Consider the following 24,660-nt stretch of genomic DNA (forward strand, 5'->3'; position numbering starts at 1 on the left):
TGCGCCGGTCGTAGGCTCGCGCCGTGACCGTCGTGATGACCGTGGGGGAGCTGCTCGATGCGTTCCGTCCCGTGGCCGAGCAGATGCTGCGCCGGGACGAGTTCCGTGCGGCGGAGTTCTGGGTGTACAGCGACTGGTCCGAACGATTGCGGCGGGTGGTCGACACCGAGGTCGCCGACGAGGGGATGGCGCTCGCCTGGTCGGTCGCCGGGGACGACGGCGATTCGTGGCTGTGGCTCCGCGACGGGGAACCGGAGATGCTGCTGAAGATCGCCGACGACTTCCAGGACTTCATCGCCGAGAGCGCCTTCGCCTGGGGCGAGCTGCGCCCGATCCCGCCGCTGGGGCAGTAGGGGCGACCGGACGACGGACGGGAGGCGCGGTGCCAGCTGGCACCGCGCCTCCCGTCCGTCCTGTGGTCAGGCCGCGTCGTGGTCCGTCTTGAGGAACTCGACCAGGCTGTCCGCAGTGGTCTCGGCGTCGTCGCCGTTCACCGTGAGGGTGACCTCGTCGCCGTTCTCGATGCCGAGGCCGAGGAGCGCGAGGATGCTGCCGGCGTTCCCGGACTTGTCGCCCTTCGCGATCGTGACCTGGTGGCCGGACGCGGTCACGGTCTGGACGAAGAGGGAGGCCGGGCGTGCGTGCAGGCCGGACGCGCTGGCGACGGTGACGGTGCGGGTGGCTTCGGACATCGATGTACTCCTGTCGATGGGTGGTTGGCTCATGGTAGCGAGCGCGGGGTGGGCGGTTCCGGGGCGGGACGCAGGGTCAGTCGCGGCCGGGCCAGAAGACCTCGGTGCCGGCGGCCTCGACCTCGCGGACGAGGTCGGCGTTCACGCCGGGGTCGGTGATGATCGTGTCGATCGCGGCGAGCGGGGCGACGCGGCCGAACTCCTCGCGACCGAACTTGGTGTGGTCGGCGAGCAGGATGCTGCGGCGCGCGGACTTGATCATCGCGGACTTCACGGCGGCCTCGGCCATGTTGTGCGTCGTGAGGCCGCGCTCGGGCGTGATGCCGTTGATGCTGATGAACGCGACGTCGACGCTGACCATCCCGATGAGCTGGTGCGTCCACGTGCCCACACCGGCGAGCGAGTCGCTGCGGATGTTGCCGCCGAGCAGGTGCAGGTCGATGCCCGGTCGGTTCGCGACCGCCATCGCCACGGGCAGGGAGTGCGTCACGACGGTGAGGCCACGGTCGGTCGGGAGCATCTCGGCGAGGCAGATCGTCGAGGTGCCGGCGTCGATCATGACCGACCCGTTCTCGGGCAGCTCGCCGAGCGCGGCCTCGGCGATGACCATCTTCTCGGCCTGGTTGATGCCGCCACGGTCGCCGACCCCCGGGTGCAGGGTGATGCGTTCGACGGGGATCGCGCCACCGTGCGCACGTCGGACCAGCCCGCGCCGCTCGAGCGAGGTGAGGTCGCGGCGGATCGTCTCCGGGGTCACCTCGAGCAGCTCGGCGAGGTCCTTGACGTCGACCCGGCCCTGCGCACGCGCCTGTTCGACGATGCGCTGGTGGCGCTCTGGTGCGTACATCGGGGCCTCGTCGTCTCGGAAGCGGTGGGGGAGTCGGAACGGAACGGACACGACCGGGCACGTCCCCGGCGACAGCGACCCGAACGGATCCGCCGCCAGACGCAAACGGGCATCTGTTTCTGCATTTTTATCCCCGGATGTGTTTGTTTGTCAACGTGGATCGGGGTATGGTGCTGCTCAGCCGCACCGGCGGGGTCCCGTCTCCGCGCTGCGCGCACCGAACGAACCACCCCACCGCAAGCGCGCGTGAGATGAAGGAGTCTCGAATGTCCGAACTGCTCGGCACCGGCGTCGGCCGTGGCGTCGCCCACGGCCCCGTGCTCCGCATGGCCGACCCGCTCGGCGAACCGTCGAAGGACGCCCTGACCGGTTCGGCGGACGACGCGAAGCAGGCCGTGGCCGCCGCGATCGCAGCGGTGGCGGAGGACCTCAACAAGCGGGGGCAGCTCGCCGGCGGGGACGCCCAGGCCGTGCTCGAGGCGCAGGCGCTCATGGCGCAGGACCCGACCCTCCTCGACGACGTGCACGCCCGCATCGACGGCGGCACCAACGCCGAACGCGCCGTGTTCGAGGCGTTCGGCCAGTTCCGCGACCTGCTCGTCTCGATGGGCGGGTACATGGGGGAGCGTGCCGCCGACCTCGACGACGTCGCCCAGCGCATCATCGCCAAGCTCCGCGGCGTCCACGCGCCGGGTGTGCCCGAGTCGGACACCCCCTTCGTGCTCGTCGCCCGTGACCTCGCGCCGGCCGACACCGCGCTCCTCGACCTCGACAAGGTCCTCGCCCTCGTCACGCGTGACGGCGGCCCGACCTCGCACACGGCGATCCTCGCCCGCGCGAAGGGCATCACCGCGATCGTCGGTGTGACCGGCGCGGACGACCTGTCCGACGGCACGGTCGTCGTCGTGGACGCCGCCGCCGGCACCGTCGTGACCGACCCGTCGGCCGAACTCGTCGCCGACGTCGAACAGCGCATCGCCGACCGCCTCGCCGCGGCCGCAGCGCCCCTGACCGCCGGCGCGCTCGCCGACGGGCACACCGTCCCGCTGCTCGCGAACCTCGGCAGCCCCGCCGACGCCGCGGGCGCCGTTGCTCTCGGTGCGGAGGGCGTGGGGCTCTTCCGCACCGAGTTCCTCTTCCTGGACTCGCCGAAGGCGCCGACCGTCGACGAGCAGAAGGACTCCTACAAGCAGCTGCTCGAGGCCTTCCCGGGCAAGAAGGTCGTCGTCCGGGCGCTCGACGCGGGTGCCGACAAGCCCCTGCCGTTCCTCACCGACAAGGACGAGGAGAACCCGGCCCTCGGTCGACGCGGTCTCCGGGCGCTCCGGAACCACCCCGAGGTGCTCCGCGACCAGCTCACCGCGCTCGCCCAGGCCGACGCCGAGACCGAGGCCGACCTCTGGGTGATGGCCCCGATGGTCGCCGACGCCGAGGAGACCGAGTACTTCGTCGACCTCGCCCGCGAGCTCGGGATCCGCACCGCCGGTGTGATGGCCGAGGTCCCCTCGCTCGCGCTGATGGCCGAGCAGGTGTTCACCTCCGCCGACTTCGTGTCGATCGGCACGAACGACCTGACCCAGTACACGATGGCCGCCGACCGCATGCTCGGCACCGTTGCGTCCTACCAGGACCCGTGGCACCCCGCCGTGCTCCGCCTCGTCGCGCAGCTCGGCGCAGCGGGTGCGGACGCCGGCAAGCCCGTCGGCATCTGCGGCGAGGCAGCGGCCGACCCGCTGCTCGCCGTCGTGCTCGTCGGTCTCGGCGCCACGACCCTCTCCATGACCCCCGCGGCCCTGGCCGACGTGCGCGCCGAACTCGGCAAGCACACCCTCGACCAGGCCCGCGAGATGGCCCAGGCGGCACTCGCCGCGAGCACGGCGGCGGCCGCCAAGTCCGCCGCGGCCGCGACGCACGCCGCCTGATCCGACCCCCCAGCACCACCTCCCCTCCACACGCAGCAGCAGCACCTCACAGAAAGTCACCGCACATGACAACGTCGTCCGTTGCAGCGCCCGACGCTCCCGCGAAGTCGCGGGGCGGCGCACGCGTCGCCGTTCAGAAGTTCGGCACGTTCCTCTCCGGCATGGTCATGCCCAACATCGCGATCTTCATCGCGTGGGGCATCATCACCGCCTTCTTCATCGAGACCGGTTGGACGCCCGTGGGCATCCTCGGCGGCTTCGGTGAGACGGGCGGCGTCGCGAACGTCGGCCTCGTCGGCCCGATCCTGACCTACCTCATCCCGCTCGCGATCGCGATCCAGGGTGGCCGGATGGTCTACGAGACCCGTGGTGCGGTGGTCGGTTCGATCATGACCATGGGTGTCATCATCGGCGCCAACGGCACGACGATGATCCTCGGCGCGATGATCTGCGGGCCGCTCGGCGCGTACCTCATCAAGCAGATCGACAAGCTCTGGGACGGCAAGATCCGGCCGGGCTTCGAGATGCTCGTGAACAACTACGCGGCCGGCATCCTCGGCTTCGGGTTGGCCATGGCCGGGTTCTTCTGGCTCGCGCCGCTGTTCAAGCTCATCGCCGAGGGCCTCGGCGACGCGGTGAACTTCCTCGTCCAGCACTCGCTGCTCCCGCTCGCCAGCGTGATCATCGAGCCGGCCAAGGTGTTCTTCCTCAACAACGCCATCAACCACGGTGTGCTCGACCAGCTCGGCGCGCAGCAGGTCCAGGAGTCCGGCAAGAGCATCCTCTTCCTGCTCGAGGCGAACCCCGGCCCGGGTCTCGGCATCCTGCTCGCCTTCACCTTCTTCGGTGTCGGCATCGCCCGCTCGACCGCTCCCGGCGCGATCATCATCCAGTTCCTCGGCGGCATCCACGAGATCTACTTCCCGTACGTGCTGCAGAAGCCGGTCCTGTTCATCGCCGTCATCCTCGGTGGTGCCACGGGCGTCGCGACCAACGTCGCGTTCCACTCCGGTCTCGTCGCCCCGGCGTCGCCCGGATCGATCTTCGCGGTGCTCGGTGCAACGGCGAAGGACAGCTTCCTCGGCGTCATCCTCTCGGTCATCCTGTCCGCAGCGGTGTCGTTCGCGGTCGCGTCGTTCTTCCTCATCGCGACCCGTAAGCGTGACCTCGCGAACGGCGGCGGCGACATGAGCGCCGCGATGGCGAAGCTCCAGGCGAACAAGGGCCGCGACGTCAACGCCGCGACCTCGGGCCTGCTCGGCAACAACTCCCCGGCGAACGAGGAAGAGGCCGAGGCCTCGCTCGGTGGCGTCGGTTCGGTGACCACCGCGACCGCGACCCGCGTCCAGAACCTCGTGTTCGCCTGCGACGCCGGCATGGGCTCCAGCGCGATGGGCGCCAGCGTCCTCCGCAACAAGATCAAGAAGGCGGGCATCGAAGGGGTCACGGTCTCCAACAAGGCGATCGCGAACCTCTCCGGTGACGAGGACTTGATCATCACGCAGGAGGAGCTGACGGAGCGCGCGAAGCAGAAGAACCCGAACGCACAGCACGTGTCGGTCGGCAACTTCATGAACGCGCCGCAGTACGACCAGGTCGTCGAACAGCTCAAGAACCAGTAACGAAGTGCAGTATCGGAGGGGACGGGCCACGGCTCGTCCCCTCCACACGTCCACGACGCCACGTCACGAAGCAAGGAGAACCCCGATGCCCGTCCTGCAGGAGAGCCAGATCCGGATCCACACCGAGGACACCGCACCGACCAAGTCGGAGGCGATGAAGGAGGCTGCCGAGATCCTCGAGGCTGCAGGCGCGGTCACGGCGGACTACTACCCGGCGATGCTCGAGCGCGAGAAGAGCGTCTCGACCTACATGGGGAACTTCCTCGCCATCCCGCACGGCACGAACGACGCGAAGGACGCCATCAAGTCGTCGGCGCTGTCGTTCATCCGCTACGCGACCCCGATCGACTGGGACGGCAACCCCGTCCGCTTCGTCGTCGGCATCGCCGGCGTCAACAACGAGCACCTCGACATCCTGTCCAAGATCGCGATCGTGTTCAGCGACGAGGACGAGGTCCAGAAGCTGACCGACGCACCGGACACCGCCGCGATCCTGTCGATCCTCGGCGAGGTCAACGAGTGAGCACCCCCACCGCCGTCCACTTCGGCGCGGGCAACATCGGCCGCGGCTTCGTCGGACTGCTCCTGCACGAGGCCGGCTACGAGGTCGTCTTCGCCGACGTCGCCGCGCCCCTCATCGACGCTCTCGCCGCTGCCGACTCGTACACCGTGCACGAGGTCGGTCAGAACGCGCGCGACCACGAGGTCACGAACTTCCGTGCCCTGAACAGCGCCCAGGACGAATCGGCCGTCGTCGCCGAGATCGCCACGGCGTCCATCGTCACCTGCGCCGTCGGACCGAACGTCCTGAAGTTCATCGCGCCGGTCATCGCGAAGGCGCTCCAGCAGCGCGACGCGGACGCCGCGCCGATCGCCGTGATGGCGTGCGAGAACGCTCTCAACGCCACCGACCGCCTGCGCGAGTTCATCGTCGAGGCGCTCCCCGCCGACGTCCGCGACCAGGCCCTCGCCAAGGCCGTCTTCGCGAACACCGCGGTCGACCGCATCGTCCCGGCGCAGCCCGAGGGTGCGGGCCTGGACGTCACCGTCGAGACCTACTTCGAGTGGGCCATCGACCGCACGCCGTTCGGCGGGAACGAGCCGGAGATCCCCGGCGCCCACTACGTCGACGGCCTCGCCGCGTCGATCGAGCGCAAGCTGTTCACGGTGAACACCGGGCACGCGACCGTCGCGTACCACGGCTTCCTCGCCGGGGCGGACAAGATCTCGGACGCCATCGCGATCCCCGCTGTCCGGTCCGAGCTCGAGTCCGTGCTCGCCGAGACGAGCGACCTGCTCGTCCGCCGCCACGAGCTCGACCCCGAGGTGCACCGTGCGTACGTGCAGGCCATCATCGGGCGCTTCGAGAACCCGCACCTGCCCGACACCGTGACGCGCGTCGGCCGACAGCCGCTGCGCAAGCTCTCCCGCGACGAGCGCTTCGTGTCGCCCGCCGCCGCCCTCGCCGAGGACGGCACGGAGCCGACGGCGCTGCTCGACGCCATGGGCGCCGCGCTGCGCTTCGACGTGCCGGACGACGAGCAGAGCGTCGAACTCCAGGCGCTGCTGCGCTCGGACCGGAGCGACGCCGAGGTCGTGACCGAGATCACCGGGCTCGACGAGCAGCACCCGCTGCACGCCGCGTTCGCGGACCGGGTGCGGTCCGCGCGCGCCTAGCGTCCTCGACGCCCCACCTGACGGACTGGAGGCGCGGTGCCGGCTGGCACCGCGCCTCCCGTCCGTCACGCACCCGCGTCGGACCGCCGTGTCAGGCCGTCCGCAGCACGAGACCGCCGTGCTCGACGCGCAGGCTGGCAGCGGCCACCAGGCCGAACGGATCACCGTCCAACTGCAGCTGTTCGGGCTCGTCGAGCACGAGGTCGAGTCGCCGCGCCGTCGTGTAGCCGAGCGTCCGCGACCGTGGCAGGAAGCGCGCGAGCAGCCGTCCGAAGCGCGTCCGGTGGTAGAAGCGGTTGAGCGACAGGCCGTAGCCGATCTTCGTCCAGCCGAAGGCGCCACGCGGGCGGAACGCCACCGCGTCGAGGAGCCCGTCGTCCGGCTGCGCTTCGGGGAGGAGCAGCAGGCCCGCCGTGAGGGTCCCGCAGTTCCCCACGATGACGGTGTGCGCCCGCATGCCGTGCTCGTCGCCCTCGTCGAGGCGGTACCGGAGGTCGACCTGGCGGTTGCCGACCACGGACCGCATGATCGGGTCGGAGTAGGCGAGCCAGCCGAAGCGCTTCTTCAGGCCGGCGTTCGTGTCCGCGGCCATCCGGGCGTCGAGCCCGATCCCCGCCATCACGAGGAACGCGTGCTCGGTCGTGTCCCCGTCCGCGGTGGTGAGCGCGGCGAAGGCGACGTCGACGGCACGGTCAGCGCCGTGGAAGGCCGACCGGACGGCCGCGGTGACGTCACCGATCGGGATGCCGAGGTTCCGTGCGTAGAGGTTGCCGGTGCCCGTCGGGAGCAGGGCGATCGGGATGCCGGAGCCGTGCAGCACCTCGGCCGCGACCCGCAGCGTGCCGTCGCCACCGACGACCAGCACGACGTCGGGTGCGCTGTCACGGGCGGCGCGTGCGGCGGCGCGGCCGTCGTCGTCGGCCGCGGTCTCGAACCAGGCGGTGTCGGCCCAGCCGAGCGACCCCTGCTCGGTGGCGACCGCCGAGCGGAGGGCGGCGAGGTCGACCGCGGAGGGGTTCACGACGACGGCCGCGTGCTGCGGGCCGTCCGTCCGGTGCGTGCGGTCGGGGGCTGCGGGAGTGGAGGGCACCAGTCGACGGTACCGCCGGACGCGAGGCGATCGCGCCGCGGACCGGTGTGTCCGATCCCCGCGGATCCGCCGAACCTGGCAATCGGGACCCTCACGCACAGGTACGCGAGCGAGACTCGCGGCACGGCGAGTGCCGGGTGACTTCGACACCTGTGCGGTACCTCTCCTGAACAGGCAGGGGCCGTCATGGCCAGCACGCCCATCGTCCGCTCACTCACCCTCATCGGCACCGGGATCGGACTGGCGGCAGCGCTGGCGCTCGCGTCCTCCGGTCCCGCCTCGGCCGCGACCGTCATCGACGGTCCGATCGGGCTCGGCACGGCCGCGACGTACGGCGTCCTCGGCGCCTCGACCGTCACGAACACCGGGCCCACCACCGTCCAGGGCGACCTCGGCCTCTCCCCGGGGACCTCGATCACCGGGTTCGGCGGACCCGGCAACGGGATCGTGAACGGCACGGTGCACCAGACCGACGCGGCAGCGACCCAGGCGCAGGCCGACACCACGACCGCGTACGACGTCGCGGCGTCGCTGACCCCGACGCAGACCGGGATATCGAAGCTGAACGGCCTCAGCCTGTCGCCCGGTGTCTACACCGGCGACGCACTTCGGCTCGCGGACACCGGGACGCTGACGCTCGCGGGCAGCGCCGACTCCGTGTGGGTGTTCCAGGCCGCGTCGACGCTGACGATCGGATCGGGCACGCGCATCCTCACCACGGGTGGCGCGAGCTCCTGCAACGTCTTCTGGCAGGTCGGCAGTTCGGCCACCATCGGCAGCGCCGCGCAGTTCCAGGGCACGGTCCTCGCGGACCAGTCCGTCACGGCCACCACGGGCGCGACGGTCGTCGGGCGTCTGCTCGCACGGACCGCAGCCGTCACGCTCGACACGAACACGATCACCGCGCCGACCGGGTGCCCGGCCCCCGGCACCCCCTCCGAGACGGTGGCTCCGACGATCACGTCCGGCACCCCCACGGCCGCGACCGCCGGTACGCCCTACTCGTTCCCGGTGACGGCGACCGGGACGCCCGCGCCCACGTACTCGGACGGCGGGACCCTGCCGCCCGGGCTCACGATCAACCCCACGACCGGGGTCATCTCCGGCACCCCGACGACGCCCGGCACCACGACGGTGACGATCACGGCGGACAACGGCACGGCCCCGGCCGACACCGAGACGTACGTCCTCACCGTCCGCGCTCCCGCGGTGGTCCCGACGCCGACCCCCACTCCCTCGGCACCGACGTCGAGCGCTCCGGCCGTGCCGGTCGCTGCGGGCTCGGGCAGCGGTGGTTCCGGGAACTCCCCGGCGGAACTCGCCTTCACCGGCAGCGACCCGACGGTGCCGCTCACGATCGCCGGAGCGCTCCTCGTCGCCGGCTCCGCACTGCTCGTGCTGCGGTCCCGTACCCTGCGTGCCCGACGACGTCCGGCACCGCGCGCGTAGCGTCGGGAGCATGACGAAGCACTGGGTGGCCCCGCGGTTCGGCGGCAGCGAAGTCCTCGAGTACGTCGAGACCGAGGTGCCGGCCCCGGGGCCCGGCGAGGTGACGATCGACGTCCGCGCCGCGGGCATGAACCCCGCCGACACGAAGCACACCCGACAGGGCGACCCGTCGGACCTGCCGATCGCGATCGGCTACGAGGTCGCGGGCGTCCTGAGCGCCGTCGGTCCGGACACCGAGATCGCGTCCGGCGGGGGAGCGGTCGGTGACGAGGTCCTCGCGTTCCGGGTCGCTGGTGGCTGGGCCGAGCGACTCACGGTGCCGGCACGGGACGTGTTCGCCAAGCCCGCGGCCCTCGGCTTCCCCCAAGCCGCGAACCTCCTGCTCGCCGGCACCACCGCCGCGGACATGCTCCGGGTGACCCGGGCCTCGGGGAACGACACGGTCCTCGTGCACGGTGCCGCCGGTGCCGTCGGGGTCAGCCTCCTGCAGCAGCTGCGCCTCCTCGGGGCGCGGGTCATCGGCACCGCCTCCGAGCGCAACGCCGACACCGTCGCGGACTTCGGCGGTGAGTGGATCGCCTACGGCGACGGACTCGAGGACCGGGTCCGGGCACTCGTGGCCGACGGCACGGGCGACGGCGTCGACGTGGCGCTCGACTGCGTCGGGACCGACGAGGCCGTCGACGTCTCGCTCGCGCTCGTCGCGGACCGGTCGCGCATCGTCACGATCGCCGCGTTCGGTCGAGCGGGGGCCGACGGCATCCGGGCGATCGGCGGAGCCCAGCCGGAGAGCAAGGCGTTCCGCGACTCGGTGCGGCAGCGACTCATCGACCTCGCGGGCGACGGGCAGCTCGCCGTCCCCGTCGCGCGGACGTTCCCGCTCGCCGAGGCGAAGGCCGCGGCCGAGGTGCTCGAGTCGCAGCACCCCGGCGGGAAGCTCGCGCTCGTCCCCTGACCCGGCGCGGACGTGGCCGGGGCGTTCTGGTTGAATCGCACTCGTACTTCAGCCAACACCCGAGGGGGACCCATGACCGACCAGTACCCGCCGCAGAACCCGTACGGCCAGCAGCCCGCACCGACCGGGCCCGGGGGCGAGCCGCCGATCTGGGCGCCCTGGTACGGCATCTCGTTCGGCAAGGCGTTCTCGCGCTTCTTCAAGAAGTACGCGACGTTCAGCGGCCGCGCGAGCCGCAGCGAGTACTGGTGGTGGTACCTCTGGAGCGCCATCATCTGGATCGTGGCGTCGATCATCACGGGCATCCTGACGGCGGCCACCGGCACGACGACCACCACGACCTCCTCGACGTACGTGGGCTTCTCGACGATGTCGACCAACCCGCTCGCCGGGACGGCCTTCTGGGTCGTCGGACTCGCGCTCATCATCCCGACGCTGGCGCTCATCGTGCGACGCCTCCACGACGCGAACATCAGCGGGCTCTTCGCGCTGCTGCTGCTCATCCCGTTCCTCGGTTGGGTCGCGGTGTTCATCATGATGTTCCTGCCGTCGAACCCGCAGGGCGCCCGGTTCGACCGACCGACCGGTTCGCGATGACGACCGGCGGCGAACCCGGGTGGGGACAGCCGGACGGGCAGCAGCCGCCGGCCGGGCAGCCGAACGGCCAGCCCTCGCTGCCCTACGGGCAGCAGCCGCCGGCCGGGCAGCCATACGGCCAGCCCTCGGCGCCGTACGGGCAGCAGAACGGCCAGCAGTACGGCCAGACGTTCCCGCCGTACGGCCAGCCGTACGCGCAGCTCCAGCCCCCGATCCCGGTCGGGCCGGACGGCACGCCCCCGCTCTGGGCACCGTGGTACGGCATCGGCTTCCTCGACGCCGCCACGCGCTTCTTCAAGAAGTACGCGCGGTTCGACGGGCGGGCCAGCCGGAGCGAGTTCTGGTTCTGGGCGCTCGCCAACGGGCTGGTCAACCTCGTCTTCCTCGGCGCCTACCTCGTCGCGCTGTTCTCGTGGATCGCGGCGAACACCTCGACCGACGCGTACGGCGTGGCACGGTCCGACGCCGTGGGGCCGCCCGTCGTCGCCCTGCTGATCGGCGGGGTCTGGGGGCTCTGGTGGCTCGCGACGATCGTGCCGAGCCTGGCCCTGGGGTGGCGCCGGGTGCACGACGCGAACCTGGCCGGACCGTTCTGGCTCATCGCGCTGTTCGTCGGGATCGCCGGGATCGTCTTCGGCGCCCTCGAGTCGAACCCGGCCGGTGCGCAGTACGACCGCCCCGACCTCGGGTAGCGCGACGACCACGACGAAGCGGCCCGCCCCGGCAGGGGGCGGGCCGCTTCGTCGTGCTGCGGTCGGGGCGCGGGTCAGACCACCCGGAGCCGCGAGAGCGAACCGTCCACGACCAGGTCGCGCACCGTGACGGACGGATCCGCCGTCTGGAAGCGCAACGCGCCTCCGGGCTGGTCGAACCAGGGCTGGACGAACCGGACCGTCACCAGGAACGGCCGTTCGACCAGGTAGCGGTGCGTCTCGGGCGCCGACGCGACGTGCGGCGGCAGCGAGCGCTGCGGCAGCGGGGTGTCGAGCGGGTGCAGCAGGTAGCCGTCCGGGCCACCGACGCGGTCCACCGGCACGCCGGCCGGCACCTGGATCGTGAGGCCCTGCTCGCCTGCCTGCGCCACCTGCTGCGCGAGCTGCGGGTACGTCGACGCCGCCCGGTCGCGAAGCCCGTCGAGCTCGTACCGGGGGATGTCCTTCGGCGCCGGGAACGGCCGGTTGAGGAAGCGACGGAGCATCTCGACCGCGTCCGCCTCGCCCCGGGCGGTCGCGAGACGCCGTGCGGTCCCGTAGTCGACGACCTCGAGCGCGAAGTCGCCCGTGCCCTCGACCGCGACGACTCGCAGCGCGCCCTCGACCGGGGGCTCGTGCAGGGTCTCTCCGGGGAGCTGCACGTAGCGGATCGTGTAGCCGAGCTGGTCGAGGATGGGGCGCGTGTCCGCGAAGGTCATGGAGCGGAGCCTATCGGTGGTGCCCCTGACGTGCCTTGGACGGAGCCGAGCGTCGGCCCCGTCCCGGCGACGTCGTCAGGCCCGGCCCCGCATGACGGCCTGCTTGACCTCGGAGATCGCCTTCGTGACCTGGATGCCGCGCGGGCAGGCGTCGGTGCAGTTGAAGGTCGTGCGGCAGCGCCACACGCCCTCCTTGTCGTTGAGGATGTCGAGCCGGACGTCGGCCGCGTCGTCGCGCGAGTCGAAGATGAACCGGTGCGCGTTCACGATGGCGGCGGGGCCGAAGTACTGGCCGTCCGTCCAGAACACCGGGCAGGACGACGTGCACGCGGCGCAGAGGATGCACTTCGTGGTGTCGTCGAAGCGCGCACGGTCGGCCACCGACTGGATGCGCTCCTTGCCCGGGGTGGGGGCGGTCGCGGGCTGCAGGAACGGCTGGACCTCTCGGAAGGACTTGAAGAACGGCTCCATGTCGACGACGAGGTCCTTCTCGAGCGGCAGGCCCTTGATCGCCTCGACGTAGATCGGCTTCGACACGTCGAGGTCCTTGATCAGCGTCTTGCACGCCAGCCGGTTGCGTCCGTTGATGCGCATCGCGTCGGAGCCGCAGACGCCGTGCGCGCAGGAGCGCCGGAAGGTCAGGGAGCCGTCCTGGTCCCACTTGATCTTGTGGAGCGCGTCGAGGATGCGGTCGGTCGGCAGCATCATGACGTCGAAGTCCTGCCAGCGCGGCTCGTCGTCGACGTCCGGGTCGAACCGGCGGATGATGAGCGTCACCGGGAACGATCCGGGAGGGGCGTCCTGCACGGTGTCGGTGCGGGGTGCGTCGGAGACCAGGGTGTCGGTCATCTCAGTACTTCCTCTCCATCGGCTGGTACCGCGTCACGACGACTGGCTTCCAGTCGAGGGTGATGTGGTCGTCGGCGAGTGACGAGTGCGGGTCGCCCGTCAGGTACGCCATGGTGTGCTGCATGTAGTTCTCGTCGTCGCGCTTCGGGTAGTCGTCGCGCATGTGGCCGCCGCGGGACTCCTTGCGGTTCCGGGCGGAGTACACGACGACCTCGGCGAGGTCGAGCAGGAACCCGAGCTCGACGGCCTCGAGCAGGTCGGTGTTGAACCGCTTGCCCTTGTCCTGCACGGAGACCTGCAGGAAGCGGTTCCGGAGCGTGTGGATGGTCTCGGTGACGCGGGCGAGCGACTCGTCGGTGCGGAACACCTGCGCGTTCTTGTCCATCTCGTCCTGCAGTTCCTTGCGGAGCACGGCGATGCGCTCGGTGCCGGTCGAGGCACGGAGCTGCGCGAGCATGTCGCGGACGCCGGCGGCCGGGTCCTCGGGCAGGGGGAGGAACTCGGCGGTCTTGACCCACTCGGCCGCGTTGTTGCCCGAGCGCTTGCCGAAGACGTTGATGTCGAGCAGCGAGTTGGTGCCGAGGCGGTTCGAACCGTGGACGGACACGCAGGCGCACTCGCCGGCGGCGTAGAGCCCGGGGACGACCGTGGTGTTGTCGTACAGGACCTCGGCGTCGGTGTTGGTCGGGATGCCGCCCATCGCGTAGTGCGCCGTCGGCATGACGGGCACCGGCTCGACGACCGGGTCGACACCGAGGTAGGTGCGCGCGAACTCGGTGATGTCGGGGAGCTTGGTCTCGAGCACCTCTGCCCCGAGGTGCGTGCAGTCGAGCAGCACGTAGTCCTTGTTCGGCCCCGCGCCACGGCCCTCGGCGACCTCTTGCACCATGCACCGGGCGACGATGTCACGCGGGGCGAGGTCCTTGATGGTGGGGGCGTAGCGCTCCATGAACCGCTCACCCGAGGCGTTGCGGAGGATCGCGCCCTCACCGCGGGCGCCCTCGGTGAGGAGGATGCCGAGGCCGGCGAGCCCGGTCGGGTGGAACTGGAAGAACTCCATGTCCTCGAGCGGGAGGCCGGTGCGCCAGACGATCCCGACGCCGTCGCCGGTCAGGGTGTGCGCGTTCGAGGTGGTCTTGTACATCTTGCCGAAGCCACCGGTGGCGAAGATCATCGCCTTGGCGTGGAAGACGTGGAGGTCACCGGTCGCGAGCTCGTACGCCACCACACCGGCGGGCTGCTTGCGGGTGACGCCGTCCTCGCCGACGACGTCGACCATGATGAGGTCGAGCGCGTAGAACTCGTTGAAGAAGTTCACGCCGAGCTTCACGCAGTTCTGGAACAGCGTCTGCAGGATCATGTGGCCCGTGCGGTCCGCGGCGTAGCAGGCCCGGCGGACGGGGGACTTGCCGTGGTCGCGGGTGTGACCGCCGAAGCGCCGCTGGTCGATCTTGCCCTCGGGCGTGCGGTTGAACGGCAGCCCCATGTTCTCGAGGTCGATGACCGCGTCGATGGCTTCCTTCGCGAGGATCTCGGCGGCGTCCTGGTCGACCAGGTAGTCGCCGCCCTTGATCGTGTCGAAGGTGTGCCACTCCCACGAGTCCTCTTCGACGTTCGCGAGCGCCGCGGCCATCCCGCCCTGCGCCGCACCGGTGTGCGAACGCGTCGGGTACAGCTTCGAGATGACGGCCGTCTTCGCCTTCGGGCCGGCCTCGATGGCGGCACGCATGCCGGCACCGCCCGCGCCGATGATGACGATGTCGAACTGGTGGTGGTGAACGGTGGTCTCGGTCACTGGGGCCTTTCAGGAGTGGTGCCGCGCCGGCAGGGGCATGCGGCGGCGAGGTCGAGGACGCGTGCTGCGGCTACTGGGCCGGGCAGAACGACGGCAGGTCCGCGGCGGCTGCGCCGGCGGGGCACGGGTCGAACGTCCAGCACACGAGCAGGCCGAGCACGATGAGCACGACGCAGGCGATGAGGATCGCGACGAGCAGGGTCTTGCGGATGCCCGGCTTCGACACGTAGTCGTTGACGATCGTCCGCATGCCGTTCGAACCGTGGATCAGCGCGAGGACGAGCATGAGCGAGTCCCACACCTGCCAGAACGGCGACGCCCACTTGCCGGCGACGAACGCGAAGTCGATCTGCTTGACGCCCTCGCCCGCCACCATGTTGACGAAGAGGTGCCCGAAGATCAGCACGACGAGCAGGACGCCCGAGCCGCGCATGTAGATCCAGCCCCACTTCTCCCAGTTGGTGGAGCGGCGGGCTGCTGCTGCCGAGCGCGGGGGCTCGATGGTCTGCGTGGTCATCCGGATGCCCCCTAGTTGAAGTCCGCGACGAGGTTCATGAGCTGGCGCGGCAGGAAGCCGGCGATGGCGATCGCCCAGAGGACGATCACGATCCAGAACATCGCCCGCTGGTACTTCGGGCCCTTCGACCAGAAGTCGATGAGGATGATCCGGAGCCCGTTGAACGCGTGGAAGACGATGGCCATCACGAGCGCGATCTCTCCGAGGTTCATGATCGGCGTCTTGTACGTGCCGATGACCGCGTTGTACGCCTCGGGGGAGAGCCGCACGAGGGCGGTGTCGAGGATGTGCACGAGCAGGAAGAAGTAGATCGCCACACCGGTGATGCGGTGCAGGACCCAGGACCACATGCCGGTGGACCCCCGGTAGAGCGTTCCCTGCGGTGTCCGAGAAGCGCGCGGCGCCTCGATCGTCACCTGGGGTGCGGCGGTCGCCGTACCCCCTGCGGTCTGCTCGGCCATGAGCTCGTCCTCCCATAGGACGGGCTCGCCCGATCGGCGAGCCCTTGCCGTTCGTGTTCGTGTGGAACACGACCCATCCTATGCGCGTGCGCTGACCTTCTCGTGCCAACCGGTCCGGGCACCCCGCGTCGTGGCGGGCGGCGCGCCGATCGTGCGGGCCGTGTCGTGGTGGTCGAGCAGTTCGTCGCCGATCGCCTCCCACGTCGTCCCCTCGACCCGGAGCCGCCCGGCGGAGCCCATCCGCTCGGCCAGGGCGCGGTCGTGGTGCAGGGCGAGGACGGCTCGACGCAGGGCCTGTGGCTCGTCCGGGTCCCACAGCTCGCCGTCGAGTCCCGGCGCGACGAGGTCGAGCGGGCCGCCGGCGCTCGGCGCGACGACCGGCAGCCCGCTGGCGTGCGCCTCCTGCAGGGTCTGGCCGAAGGTCTCCGCCGGTCCCGTGTGGACGAACAGGTCCAGGGCCGCGTAGGCGTCCGCGAGCGCCTCCCCGCGGAGCGGACCGGTGAACGTGACGTCCAGGTGGCGGAGGCGCCGTTCGAGCGCGGCCCGGGAGGGACCACCGCCCGCGACCACGATCCGGATCCCGGGGATGCCGCCGAGCTCCGCGAGCCGCTCGACCTCCTTCTCGGGCGCGAGCCGCCCGACGTACCCGACGATGGTCTCGCCGCGCGGGGCGATCCGCCGCCGGAGCGCCCGCACGTGCGCCGACGAGCGGCGCGCGGGGTGGAACAGCTCGGTGTCGACGCCGCGGCCCCAGCGCGCGACGCGGGGGACGCCGTCCTCGGCGAGCATCGCCGCGGTCGCGCTCGACGGCGCGAGCGTCAGCGAGGCTCCGGCGTGGATGCGTCCGAGGATCTTCCGCACCAACGGGACGGTCGCGGTCAGGCCGTTGCGGCGGGCGAACCCGGCCACGTCGGTCTGGAAGACGGCGACGGAGGGGATGCCGAGCCTCCCGGCCGCCGTGATCGCGCGCCCACCCAGCAGGAACGGACTCGCGGCGTGGAGCACGTCGGCGCCGGAGGCGGCGAGGATCGTGTCGAGCACCGGGTGGGGGAGCGCGACCGGGAACTGGCGGTACGCCACGGCCGGGACCCGGTGGACGTCGAAGGAGCGGTACCGCTCCACCGCGGTCCGCGAGCGGAACTGCGCGATGCCGGGGGTGTCCGGCGCGATGACGACCGCGCGGTGACCGCGGCGTTCCAGGTGGTCCAGCACCGCGAGGACGCTGGTGGTGACGCCGTTGAGGGTGGGCAGGAAGCTCTCGGTCACGACGGCGACGGTCCGTTGGGACGTGCCGCGCTCCACGCTGCGTGCGTTCATGGCGGTGTCCATGCTCCGCGCACGGCGTGTCCCCGCGGGGCCGCCGACGTGAACGCCCGGCACGCAGGCGGTGAACAGCCGCGTCCGCGTGCGGTGGACGGTCGCGTCCGCGGGTGGTGGACGAACGGACTGGAGGCGCGGCGCACGACCGGCGGGCCGGCTGCGGTGGCCGTGTGCGGACTCCCGCACCGCGTGCGTGCGGGAAGCGTGCGGGAACCACCCAGGTCGCGCCCGGCCGCACCGGTACGGTGAGCACGTGGCAGACGCACTCGAGGACTTCTACGCGATCATCCCCGCCGGGGGCATCGGATCGCGGCTCTGGCCGTTGTCGCGTGCCGACGCGCCCAAGTTCCTGCACGACCTGACCGGGTCCGGCACCTCGCTGCTCCGGCAGACGTGGGACCGCCTCGCGCCCCTGGCCGGCGAGCAGCGGATCATGGTCGTCACCGGCCGTGCGCACCGGGTCGCCGTCGAGTCGCAGCTCCCCGGCGTCGAGGACCACAACGTCGTGCTCGAGAGCGAGCCGAAGGACTCCACGGCGGCCATCGGCCTCGCCGCGGCGATCCTGCGCCGCCGCGAGCCGGACGTCGTCATCGGCTCCTTCGCGGCCGACCACGTCATCGGTGACGCCCGGGGCTTCCGCCGGTCGGTCCGCGAAGCGGTCGTCGCCGCACGCGCCGGCTACATCACGACGATCGGCATCACGCCCACCGAGCCGGCGATCGGCTTCGGCTACATCCACGCGCACGACGACCCGATCGGCATCGAGGGCGCCCCGACCGCCCACGCGGTGCGCTCCTTCGTCGAGAAGCCCGACCTCGACACCGCGCGCTCGTACGTCGAGCAGGGCACCTACCTCTGGAACGCGGGCATGTTCATCGCCCGCGCCGACGTGCTGCTCGCCGAGATCGGCCGGACGAAGCCCGAGCTGCTCGCCGGCATCGAGGAGCTCGCCGACGCGTGGGACACCTCGGCCCGTGGTGCCGTCGTGGACGCGGTGTGGCCGAACCTCGAGAAGATCGCCATCGACTACACGGTCGCCGAGCCCGCCGCCGCCGCAGGGCGCATGGCGGTCATCCCCGGCGACTTCGACTGGGACGACGTCGGCGACTTCGCCTCGCTCGCGAAGCTGCAGTCCGGCGGCCGCGCGAACAACCTCGCGGTGCTCGGGGACGGTGCTCGCATCCTCGCGGACTCGTCGAGCGGAATCGTCGTCTCGCACAGCCAGCGGCTCATCTCGCTCATCGGCGTCGAGGACATCGTCGTCGTGGACACGCCCGACGCCCTGCTCGTGACCACCAGTGCGAACGCGCAGCGCGTCAAGGGTGTGGTGGATGCACTGAAGATCAGCGGCCGCGGCGACGTCCTGTAGCGCTCCATCACGAAAAGCGCTTGACGTCCCCCGAACTGGGGGCAGATCCGTGACTTCGCGTTACGGGCGCGTTTCGGCGCGGTCGCGATCCCGTAACTGATCCCAGGAGTCCCTCAGGGGCGTTCTGTACCGGCCGGGCGGTCGTGTACTGTCGCCACGATCGCCCGGAACGCACGTGGTCCGGGCACGCTCCCCGGAGGAACCCACCCGTGACATCTCGTACCCGTCAGGTCCTGCTGAGCTCCCTCGCGCTCGCCGGTACCGTCGCCGTCCTCGCCGGTTGCTCGGCCGCCCCGTCCGACACCGCGTCCGGCGACAACAAGACCAGCTTCCGCCCCTGCATGGTCTCCGACGCCGGTGGCTTCGACGACAAGTCGTTCAACCAGCTCGGGTTCGAGGGCATGAAGGACGCCGCGTCCGACCTCGGTGCCACCTACAAGTCGGCCGAGTCCAAGGACGCCACCGTCTACGACTCGAACATCGAGCAGCTCATCGGCCAGAACTGCAACCTCATCGTCACCGTCGGCTTCAACCTCGCCGACGCCACGAAGAAGCAGGCCGCGGCGAACCCCGACACCGACTTCGCGATCATCGACGACAACTCGATCGACGCGAAGAACGTCAAGCCGATCACCTTCGACACCTCGCAGGCGGCGTTCCTCGCCGGCTACGCGGCCGCCTCGTACTCGAAGAGCGGCGTCGTCGGCACCTTCGGCGGCATGCAGATCCCGACCGTCACCATCTTCATGGACGGCTTCGCGGACGGCGTGAAGTACTACAACGAGCAGAAGTCGAAGGACGTCAAGGTCGTCGGCTGGGACGTCGACAGCCAGAAGGGTTCCTTCACGGGCGGCTTCGAGGCCGGCACGCAGGCCAAGGCCGTCGCGCAGACCCTGATCGACCAGGACGCCGACGTGATCCTGCCCGTCGGTGGCCCGATCTACCAGTCGGCTGCCGAGGCCATCAAGGACGCGAACAACGGTTCCGTCCTGATCGGTGCGGACAGCGACCTCTACGAGGCCGACCCGCGCTACAAGGACATCGCGTTCACGTCCGTCGAGAAGGGCATGCGCCCCGCCGTCAAGGACGTCGTCGAGCAGGCCGCCGACAAGAAGTACTCCAACGAGCCGTACGTCGGCACGCTGAAGAACGACGGCGTCGGCATCGCGCCGTTCCACGACTACGCCGACAAGGTCGACAGCGGCCTCGAGAAGGAGCTCGACACCATCAAGTCGGGCATCATCGACGGCTCGATCAAGGTCGAGACCAAGGCGACCGTCAAGTAGTCCGGTGAACGCGGGCGGGGGAACCTCCCTCGCCCGCGTTTCCGTGCGTCGATCACAGAAACAGACCCAGAGAACATGAAGCTCGAACTCCGCGGCATCACGAAGCGGTTCGGCCCCCTCGTCGCCAACGACCACATCTCGCTCACCGTCGAGCCCGGTGAGGTCCACTGTCTCCTCGGGGAGAACGGCGCCGGCAAGTCGACCCTGATGAACGTCCTGTACGGCCTGTACCAGGCGGACGAGGGCGAGATCCTCCTCGACGACGTCGTCCAGGACTTCGACGGACCCGGAGACGCCATGCGTTCCGGCATCGGCATGGTGCACCAGCACTTCATGCTCGTCCCCGTCTTCACCGTCGCCGAGAACGTCATGCTCGGCCAGGAGCAGACCGCGTTCGGCGGCCGGCTCGACCTCGCCGGTGCCCGCAAGCGCGTGCGGGAGATCTCCGAGCGCTTCGGGTTCGACGTCGACCCGGACGCCAAGGTCGAGGACCTCCCCGTCGGTGTCCAGCAGCGGGTCGAGATCATCAAGGCGCTGTCCCGCGACGCCTCGGTCCTGGTGTTCGACGAGCCGACGGCCGTCCTCACCCCGCAGGAGACCGACGAGCTGATGGGCATCATGCGGCAGCTCCGTGCGGCCGGCACCGCGATCGTGTTCATCACCCACAAGCTGCGCGAGGTCCGCGAGGTCGCCGACCGCATCACCGTGATCCGCCTCGGCAAGGTCGTCGGCGAGGCATCGCCCACCGCGACGAACAACGAGCTCGCGGCGCTCATGGTCGGCCGTGCCGTCTCCCTCGTCGTCGACAAGGCACCAGCGACCGGTGGTGAGGACGCCCTCGTCGTCGACGGGCTGACCGTCACCGACCCGTCCGGCATCGTCCTCGTCGACGACGTCTCGTTCACGGTCCGGCGCGGCGAGGTCCTCGCGATCGCCGGGGTGCAGGGCAACGGGCAGACCGAGCTGACCGAGGCGATCCTCGGCCTCGAGCCGGTGCACGCCGGCCGCGTCACGCTCGACGGGCGCGAGCTCACCGGCCGCACCGTCAAGCAGATCCTCGACGCCGGTGTCGGCTTCGTCCCGGAGGACCGGAAGGAAGACGGGCTCGTCGGCGAGTTCACCATCGCCGAGAACCTCATGCTCGACCGTGCCGACCACGCCGAGTTCGTCCGCGCCGGCACGATCCGATCGGCGGAGCGCGACGCGTTCGCCGACGAGAAGATCGCCGAGTTCGACATCCGCACGCCGAGCCGCACCACCGCGGCCGGCCGGCTGTCCGGCGGCAACCAGCAGAAGATCGTCCTCGCCCGCGAGCTGAGCCGCGACCTGCGCCTCTTCGTCGCGGCGCAGCCGACCCGCGGCATCGACGTCGGGTCGATCGAGTTCGTGCACAAGCGCATCGTCGCCACGCGCGACACCGGTGTCCCGGTCATCGTCGTCTCCACGGAGCTCGACGAGGTCGTGGCACTCGCCGACCGGATCGCCGTGATGTACCGCGGCGGGATCGTCGGCATCGTCCCCGCGGACACCCCGCGCGACGTCCTCGGCCTGATGATGGCCGGGGAACTCCCAGAAGGAACGGAGCTGGCAGCGTGAGCAACACGCCAGACAACACGCAGCCGGATGCCCAGCCGACGGCCGACACGCAGCCGGACGCACCGCTGACCGACGACCGCCTGCAGGACGTCGAGTCCACCCCGCACCTCATGACGGACTCCGCCGAGGACACCGAGCGACGCCAGGGCGGCGACCGCTGGCAGGCCGCACTGCAGGGCATCGTCAACGGCTCCGCGCTCGTCACGGTCCTCGCCGTCGTGCTCGCCCTCGTCGCGTGCGGCATCCTCATCGCCATCACCGACGAGAACGTCCGCTCGGCCGCCGGGTACTTCTTCGCCCGTCCGGCCGACACCTTCCGGGCGATCGGCACCGCGGTCGGCGGCGCGTACGCGTCGCTGTTCGAGGGGTCCGTCGTCAACTTCGGCGCGTCGAGCTTCCAGCAGGCCATCGTGCCGCTGACCCGCTCGATCGACTACGCCGTGCCGCTCATCGCGGCCGGTCTCGGCATCGCGCTGTCGTTCCGCGCCGGCCTGTTCAACATCGGCGGCCAGGGCCAGATCCTGATGGGCGCCGCGGCGGCCGGCTGGGTCGGCTTCTCGTTCGACGGCCCCGCGGCGATCCACATCCCGCTCACGATCGTCGCCGGCATCGTCGGCGGTGCGGTGTGGGCCGGGATCGTCGGCGTCCTCAAGGCGCGGACGGGTGCCAACGAGGTCGTCCTCACGATCATGCTCAACTACGTCGCGCTGTACCTCGTGAGCTACCTGCTCCGCACGCCGGGCCTGCTGCAGGCGCCGGGCAGCCCGAACCCGATCTCGCCCGCGACTAAGGACAGCGCGGTGCTCCCGCCGCTGTTCGGGGCGCGCTACGGCGTGGACCTCGGCTTCGTCGTGGCGATCATCGCGGTCGTCGTCGTGTGGTGGCTCGTGAACAAGTCCTCGCTCGGCTTCCGCTTCCGCACCATCGGTGAGAACCCGCGTGCCGCCCGCGTGGCCGGCATGAGCGTGCCGTCCCTGACCATCTGGGTCCTCGTCATCTCCGGTGCCCTCGTCGGCATCGCCGGCGCGTACCAGGTGCAGGGCGCGGTCACGACCGGGTTCACCTCCGGCATCGACGCCGGCATCGGGTTCGACGCCATCACCGTGGCGCTGCTCGGCCGGTCGAAGCCGTGGGGCGTGTTCTGGGCCGCGATCCTGTTCGGCGTGCTGAAGAACGGCGGCTACGCCATGCAGGCCGCCAACGGCATCCCGATCGACATCGTGGGCGTCATCCAGGCCCTCATCGTCCTCTTCATCGCGGCGCCGCCGCTCGTCCGCGCGATCTTCCGGATCCCGCAGCCGGGTGCTCGTCGACGCGTCTCCACGAAGAACAGCAAGAAGGCGGTCGCCGCGTGAGCACCCTCAGCCCCACCGCGCCCAGCGCGTCGCCGGTCGCCGGCCGTCCGGTCGAGACCACCCGCAGCTGGAAGCTCGCGATCGGGTACGGCGTCTTCACGCTGATCGCCCTCGTGCTCTTCGCGCTGCTGCCCCGCACCGGGACGACCACGTTCCGCCTCGCCAACAGCGGCGACTTCTTCGCCCTGCCCGACGTGCCGCTGCCGGCCGTGGGCACCGGGATCGTCGTGGTCGTGCTGCTCGCGATCCTCACCGTCTACGCGGTCGTCGAGACCCGTGCGGTGCGCCGCGTGCCGATGTGGGTCACCGCGGTGTTCGCCGTGGTGTTCGTCATCGGGTTCCTGACGTGGGCGGCCGCCGGCAAGTCCCTGCCGATCCCCGGCCTGCTGCTCGGCGCGCTGAGCCTCAGCGTCCCGCTGGTGTTCGGTGCCCTCGGCGGCGTCATCTCCGAGCGCGTCGGTGTCGTGAACATCGCGATCGAGGGACAGTTCCTCGCCGGTGCGTTCAGCTCCGCCATGGTCGCGTCCATCACCGGCTCGCCCTGGGTCGGCCTCGTCGCGGCGCTCGTCGCGGGCACGCTCGTGTCGTTCATCCTCGCGGCGTTCAGCATCAAGTACCTCGTCGACCAGGTGATCGTCGGTGTCGTCATCAACGCCTTCATCTCCGGTCTGACCGGCTTCCTGTACTCGCAGGTGCTCTCGCCGAACGAGACCACGCTCAACGTCGGCGTCCGGTTCCCGATCATCCCGATCCCGGTCCTGCACCAGATCCCGGTCATCGGTCCGGTGTTCTTCGAGCAGCGGGTCACGGTCTACCTGGCCTACGTGGCGGTCGCGGTCGTGACGTTCGGGCTCTTCAAGACCCGCTGGGGCCTGCGCCTCCGCGCGGTCGGCGAGCACCCGCAGGCGGCGGACACGGTGGGCATCAACGTCACCGGGACCCGGTTCTGGAACGTGTCCCTCGCCGGAGCGATCGCGGGCCTCGGCGGCGCGTACTTCACGCTCGACGCGGTCGGCCCGTTCACCAAGGACATGACCGCCGGCGCGGGCTACATCGCGCTCGCGGCGGTCATCTTCGGTCGCTGGGACCCGATCAAGGCGACGTTCGCGGCGCTGCTGTTCGGCTTCGCGTCGAACCTGCAGAACACCCTCGGCGCGATCAACTCGCCCGTGCCGAGCGAGTTCCTGCTCATGCTCCCGTACGTGGTGACGATCTTCGCGGTGGCCGGCCTGGTCGGGCAGTCGCGTGGGCCGGCCGCGTCCGGCAAGCCGTACATCAAGAGCTGACGGCCAGGAGGCACGGCACATGACCGACACGCACGCTGCGGGCGACGACCAGATCGCGTCCACCGACGCGACCGCCTGGGTGGACCCGGCCACGGCCCTGGACGGGCGCGGCGGCCGGACCGCCGGCGACGGGACGGGGGCCGAGCCGCGCCTCCCGTCCGACGTGGACTGGACCGCCCTGCGGACCGCCGCGACGGCCGCGATGGGCCACGCCTACGCGCCGTACTCGTCGTTCCCGGTGGGCGCCGCGGCGCTCACCGACGACGGCCGTATCGTCTCCGGCTGCAACGTCGAGAACGCGTCCTACGGGGTGACGCTCTGCGCGGAGTGCTCTCTCGTCTCGCAGCTGCACATGACCGGCGGCGGCAAGCTCGTCGCGTTCACGTGCGTCGACGGCGACGGGGCGACCCTGATGCCGTGCGGCCGGTGCCGTCAGCTGCTCTTCGAGCACTCCACCGAGGGCATGCTGCTCGAGACCGTCTCCGGCATCCGCACCATCGACGAGGTCCTGCCGGACGCCTTCGGGCCGCGGACCCTCGCCACCTACCAGCAGGAGCACTGATC

General features: G+C 70.8%; 24 protein-coding genes. 15 read left to right on the plus strand and 9 right to left on the minus strand.

The annotated features are described in order from the left end of the window. Nucleotides 1-23: 23 nt before the first annotated feature. A complete protein-coding gene (locus tag ACEN8D_RS17630; RefSeq protein WP_413399262.1) occupies nucleotides 24-353 on the plus strand; it encodes a hypothetical protein in 330 nt (109 codons plus the stop codon). A 66-nt stretch (nucleotides 354-419) separates the two neighbouring features. Here the strand turns inward: ACEN8D_RS17630 and ACEN8D_RS17635 are convergent, their stop codons facing one another. Both ACEN8D_RS17635 and ACEN8D_RS17640 read right to left on the minus strand, forming a co-directional pair. Then, entirely contained in the window at nucleotides 420-692 is a 273-nt protein-coding gene (locus ACEN8D_RS17635; RefSeq protein ID WP_070418429.1) for an HPr family phosphocarrier protein, read from the minus strand. A 76-nt stretch (nucleotides 693-768) separates the two neighbouring features. Beyond that, entirely contained in the window at nucleotides 769-1,539 is a 771-nt protein-coding gene (locus ACEN8D_RS17640) for a DeoR/GlpR family DNA-binding transcription regulator (RefSeq protein WP_071303090.1), read from the minus strand. Between the two features lie 266 nt (nucleotides 1,540-1,805). On the opposite strand from ACEN8D_RS17640, the gene ptsP reads away from it, so the two are divergent. From ptsP to ACEN8D_RS17660, 4 genes are all read left to right on the plus strand, one after another. Next, nucleotides 1,806-3,461, plus strand: coding sequence for a phosphoenolpyruvate--protein phosphotransferase (gene ptsP, locus ACEN8D_RS17645; RefSeq protein ID WP_083295279.1), 1,656 nt, complete (start codon nucleotides 1,806-1,808; stop codon nucleotides 3,459-3,461). Nucleotides 3,462-3,526: 65 nt separating this feature from the next. Next, complete coding sequence (locus ACEN8D_RS17650; RefSeq protein ID WP_413399778.1) at nucleotides 3,527-5,083, plus strand: PTS mannitol transporter subunit IIBC; 1,557 nt, start codon at nucleotides 3,527-3,529, stop codon at nucleotides 5,081-5,083. A gap of 85 nt (nucleotides 5,084-5,168) precedes the next feature. Beyond that, nucleotides 5,169-5,606: a PTS mannitol transporter subunit IIA gene (locus ACEN8D_RS17655; RefSeq protein ID WP_022907882.1), complete on the plus strand. Its 438-nt coding sequence runs from the start codon at nucleotides 5,169-5,171 to the stop codon at nucleotides 5,604-5,606. Beyond that, nucleotides 5,603-6,760, plus strand: a complete 1,158-nt coding sequence (locus ACEN8D_RS17660; RefSeq protein WP_071294737.1) for a mannitol-1-phosphate 5-dehydrogenase — start codon at nucleotides 5,603-5,605, stop codon at nucleotides 6,758-6,760. Before ACEN8D_RS17655 ends, ACEN8D_RS17660 begins: the two co-directional genes overlap by 4 nt. Before the next feature lie 91 nt (nucleotides 6,761-6,851). On the opposite strand, the gene ACEN8D_RS17665 is transcribed toward ACEN8D_RS17660, so the two are convergent. After that, the gene (locus tag ACEN8D_RS17665; protein WP_495601088.1) at nucleotides 6,852-7,850 is read right to left on the minus strand and encodes a diacylglycerol/lipid kinase family protein; all 999 of its coding nucleotides are present in this window, start codon (nucleotides 7,848-7,850) and stop codon (nucleotides 6,852-6,854) included. Nucleotides 7,851-8,036: 186 nt separating this feature from the next. On the opposite strand from ACEN8D_RS17665, the gene ACEN8D_RS17670 reads away from it, so the two are divergent. The 4 genes from ACEN8D_RS17670 to ACEN8D_RS17685 all read left to right on the plus strand — a co-directional run bounded on the left by ACEN8D_RS17670 (nucleotide 8,037) and on the right by ACEN8D_RS17685 (nucleotide 11,543). Next, nucleotides 8,037-9,299 carry an ice-binding family protein gene (locus ACEN8D_RS17670; RefSeq protein WP_413399749.1) on the plus strand — a complete coding sequence of 421 codons (1,263 nt, stop codon included), beginning with the start codon at nucleotides 8,037-8,039 and terminating at the stop codon, nucleotides 9,297-9,299. Nucleotides 9,300-9,309: 10 nt separating this feature from the next. Then, a complete protein-coding gene (locus ACEN8D_RS17675; RefSeq protein ID WP_413399748.1) occupies nucleotides 9,310-10,254 on the plus strand; it encodes a quinone oxidoreductase family protein in 945 nt (314 codons plus the stop codon). A gap of 72 nt (nucleotides 10,255-10,326) precedes the next feature. Further along, a complete protein-coding gene (locus tag ACEN8D_RS17680; protein ID WP_413399747.1) occupies nucleotides 10,327-10,851 on the plus strand; it encodes a DUF805 domain-containing protein in 525 nt (174 codons plus the stop codon). Next, nucleotides 10,848-11,543: a DUF805 domain-containing protein gene (locus tag ACEN8D_RS17685; RefSeq protein WP_413399746.1), complete on the plus strand. Its 696-nt coding sequence runs from the start codon at nucleotides 10,848-10,850 to the stop codon at nucleotides 11,541-11,543. The genes ACEN8D_RS17680 and ACEN8D_RS17685 overlap by 4 nt, the downstream gene beginning before the upstream one ends. A gap of 74 nt (nucleotides 11,544-11,617) precedes the next feature. On the opposite strand, the gene ACEN8D_RS17690 is transcribed toward ACEN8D_RS17685, so the two are convergent. From ACEN8D_RS17690 to ACEN8D_RS17715, 6 genes are all read right to left on the minus strand, one after another. Next, a complete protein-coding gene (locus tag ACEN8D_RS17690; protein WP_070418435.1) occupies nucleotides 11,618-12,262 on the minus strand; it encodes a TNT domain-containing protein in 645 nt (214 codons plus the stop codon). A 75-nt stretch (nucleotides 12,263-12,337) separates the two neighbouring features. Continuing rightward, complete coding sequence (locus ACEN8D_RS17695; protein ID WP_071295792.1) at nucleotides 12,338-13,111, minus strand: succinate dehydrogenase iron-sulfur subunit; 774 nt, start codon at nucleotides 13,109-13,111, stop codon at nucleotides 12,338-12,340. 1 nt (nucleotide 13,112) lies between these two features. Further along, complete coding sequence (sdhA, locus tag ACEN8D_RS17700) at nucleotides 13,113-14,906, minus strand: succinate dehydrogenase flavoprotein subunit (RefSeq protein ID WP_070418437.1); 1,794 nt, start codon at nucleotides 14,904-14,906, stop codon at nucleotides 13,113-13,115. 70 nt (nucleotides 14,907-14,976) lie between these two features. Further along, nucleotides 14,977-15,423, minus strand: a complete 447-nt coding sequence (sdhD, locus tag ACEN8D_RS17705) for a succinate dehydrogenase, hydrophobic membrane anchor protein (RefSeq protein ID WP_070418438.1) — start codon at nucleotides 15,421-15,423, stop codon at nucleotides 14,977-14,979. Between the two features lie 11 nt (nucleotides 15,424-15,434). Beyond that, complete coding sequence (sdhC, locus tag ACEN8D_RS17710; RefSeq protein ID WP_083414140.1) at nucleotides 15,435-15,884, minus strand: succinate dehydrogenase, cytochrome b556 subunit; 450 nt, start codon at nucleotides 15,882-15,884, stop codon at nucleotides 15,435-15,437. 78 nt (nucleotides 15,885-15,962) lie between these two features. Further along, complete coding sequence (locus ACEN8D_RS17715) at nucleotides 15,963-17,201, minus strand: glycosyltransferase family 4 protein (protein WP_413461339.1); 1,239 nt, start codon at nucleotides 17,199-17,201, stop codon at nucleotides 15,963-15,965. 256 nt (nucleotides 17,202-17,457) lie between these two features. Here ACEN8D_RS17715 and ACEN8D_RS17720 point away from each other — a divergent pair, with 256 nt between their 5' ends. The 6 genes from ACEN8D_RS17720 to ACEN8D_RS17745 all read left to right on the plus strand — a co-directional run bounded on the left by ACEN8D_RS17720 (nucleotide 17,458) and on the right by ACEN8D_RS17745 (nucleotide 24,658). Then, a complete protein-coding gene (locus tag ACEN8D_RS17720) occupies nucleotides 17,458-18,573 on the plus strand; it encodes a mannose-1-phosphate guanylyltransferase (RefSeq protein WP_070418440.1) in 1,116 nt (371 codons plus the stop codon). A 209-nt stretch (nucleotides 18,574-18,782) separates the two neighbouring features. After that, nucleotides 18,783-19,859, plus strand: a complete 1,077-nt coding sequence (locus ACEN8D_RS17725) for a BMP family lipoprotein (RefSeq protein WP_070418441.1) — start codon at nucleotides 18,783-18,785, stop codon at nucleotides 19,857-19,859. A gap of 75 nt (nucleotides 19,860-19,934) precedes the next feature. Beyond that, nucleotides 19,935-21,455, plus strand: a complete 1,521-nt coding sequence (locus ACEN8D_RS17730; RefSeq protein WP_071295789.1) for an ABC transporter ATP-binding protein — start codon at nucleotides 19,935-19,937, stop codon at nucleotides 21,453-21,455. Then, complete coding sequence (locus ACEN8D_RS17735; protein WP_396127743.1) at nucleotides 21,452-22,810, plus strand: ABC transporter permease; 1,359 nt, start codon at nucleotides 21,452-21,454, stop codon at nucleotides 22,808-22,810. The genes ACEN8D_RS17730 and ACEN8D_RS17735 overlap by 4 nt, the downstream gene beginning before the upstream one ends. Beyond that, nucleotides 22,807-24,096, plus strand: a complete 1,290-nt coding sequence (locus tag ACEN8D_RS17740) for an ABC transporter permease (protein WP_070418443.1) — start codon at nucleotides 22,807-22,809, stop codon at nucleotides 24,094-24,096. The genes ACEN8D_RS17735 and ACEN8D_RS17740 overlap by 4 nt, the downstream gene beginning before the upstream one ends. A 163-nt stretch (nucleotides 24,097-24,259) precedes the next feature. Next, entirely contained in the window at nucleotides 24,260-24,658 is a 399-nt protein-coding gene (locus ACEN8D_RS17745; RefSeq protein WP_070419511.1) for a cytidine deaminase, read from the plus strand. Nucleotides 24,659-24,660: the final 2 nt, after the last annotated feature.

It is taken from the genome of Curtobacterium sp. Curtsp22 (assembly GCF_059492135.1).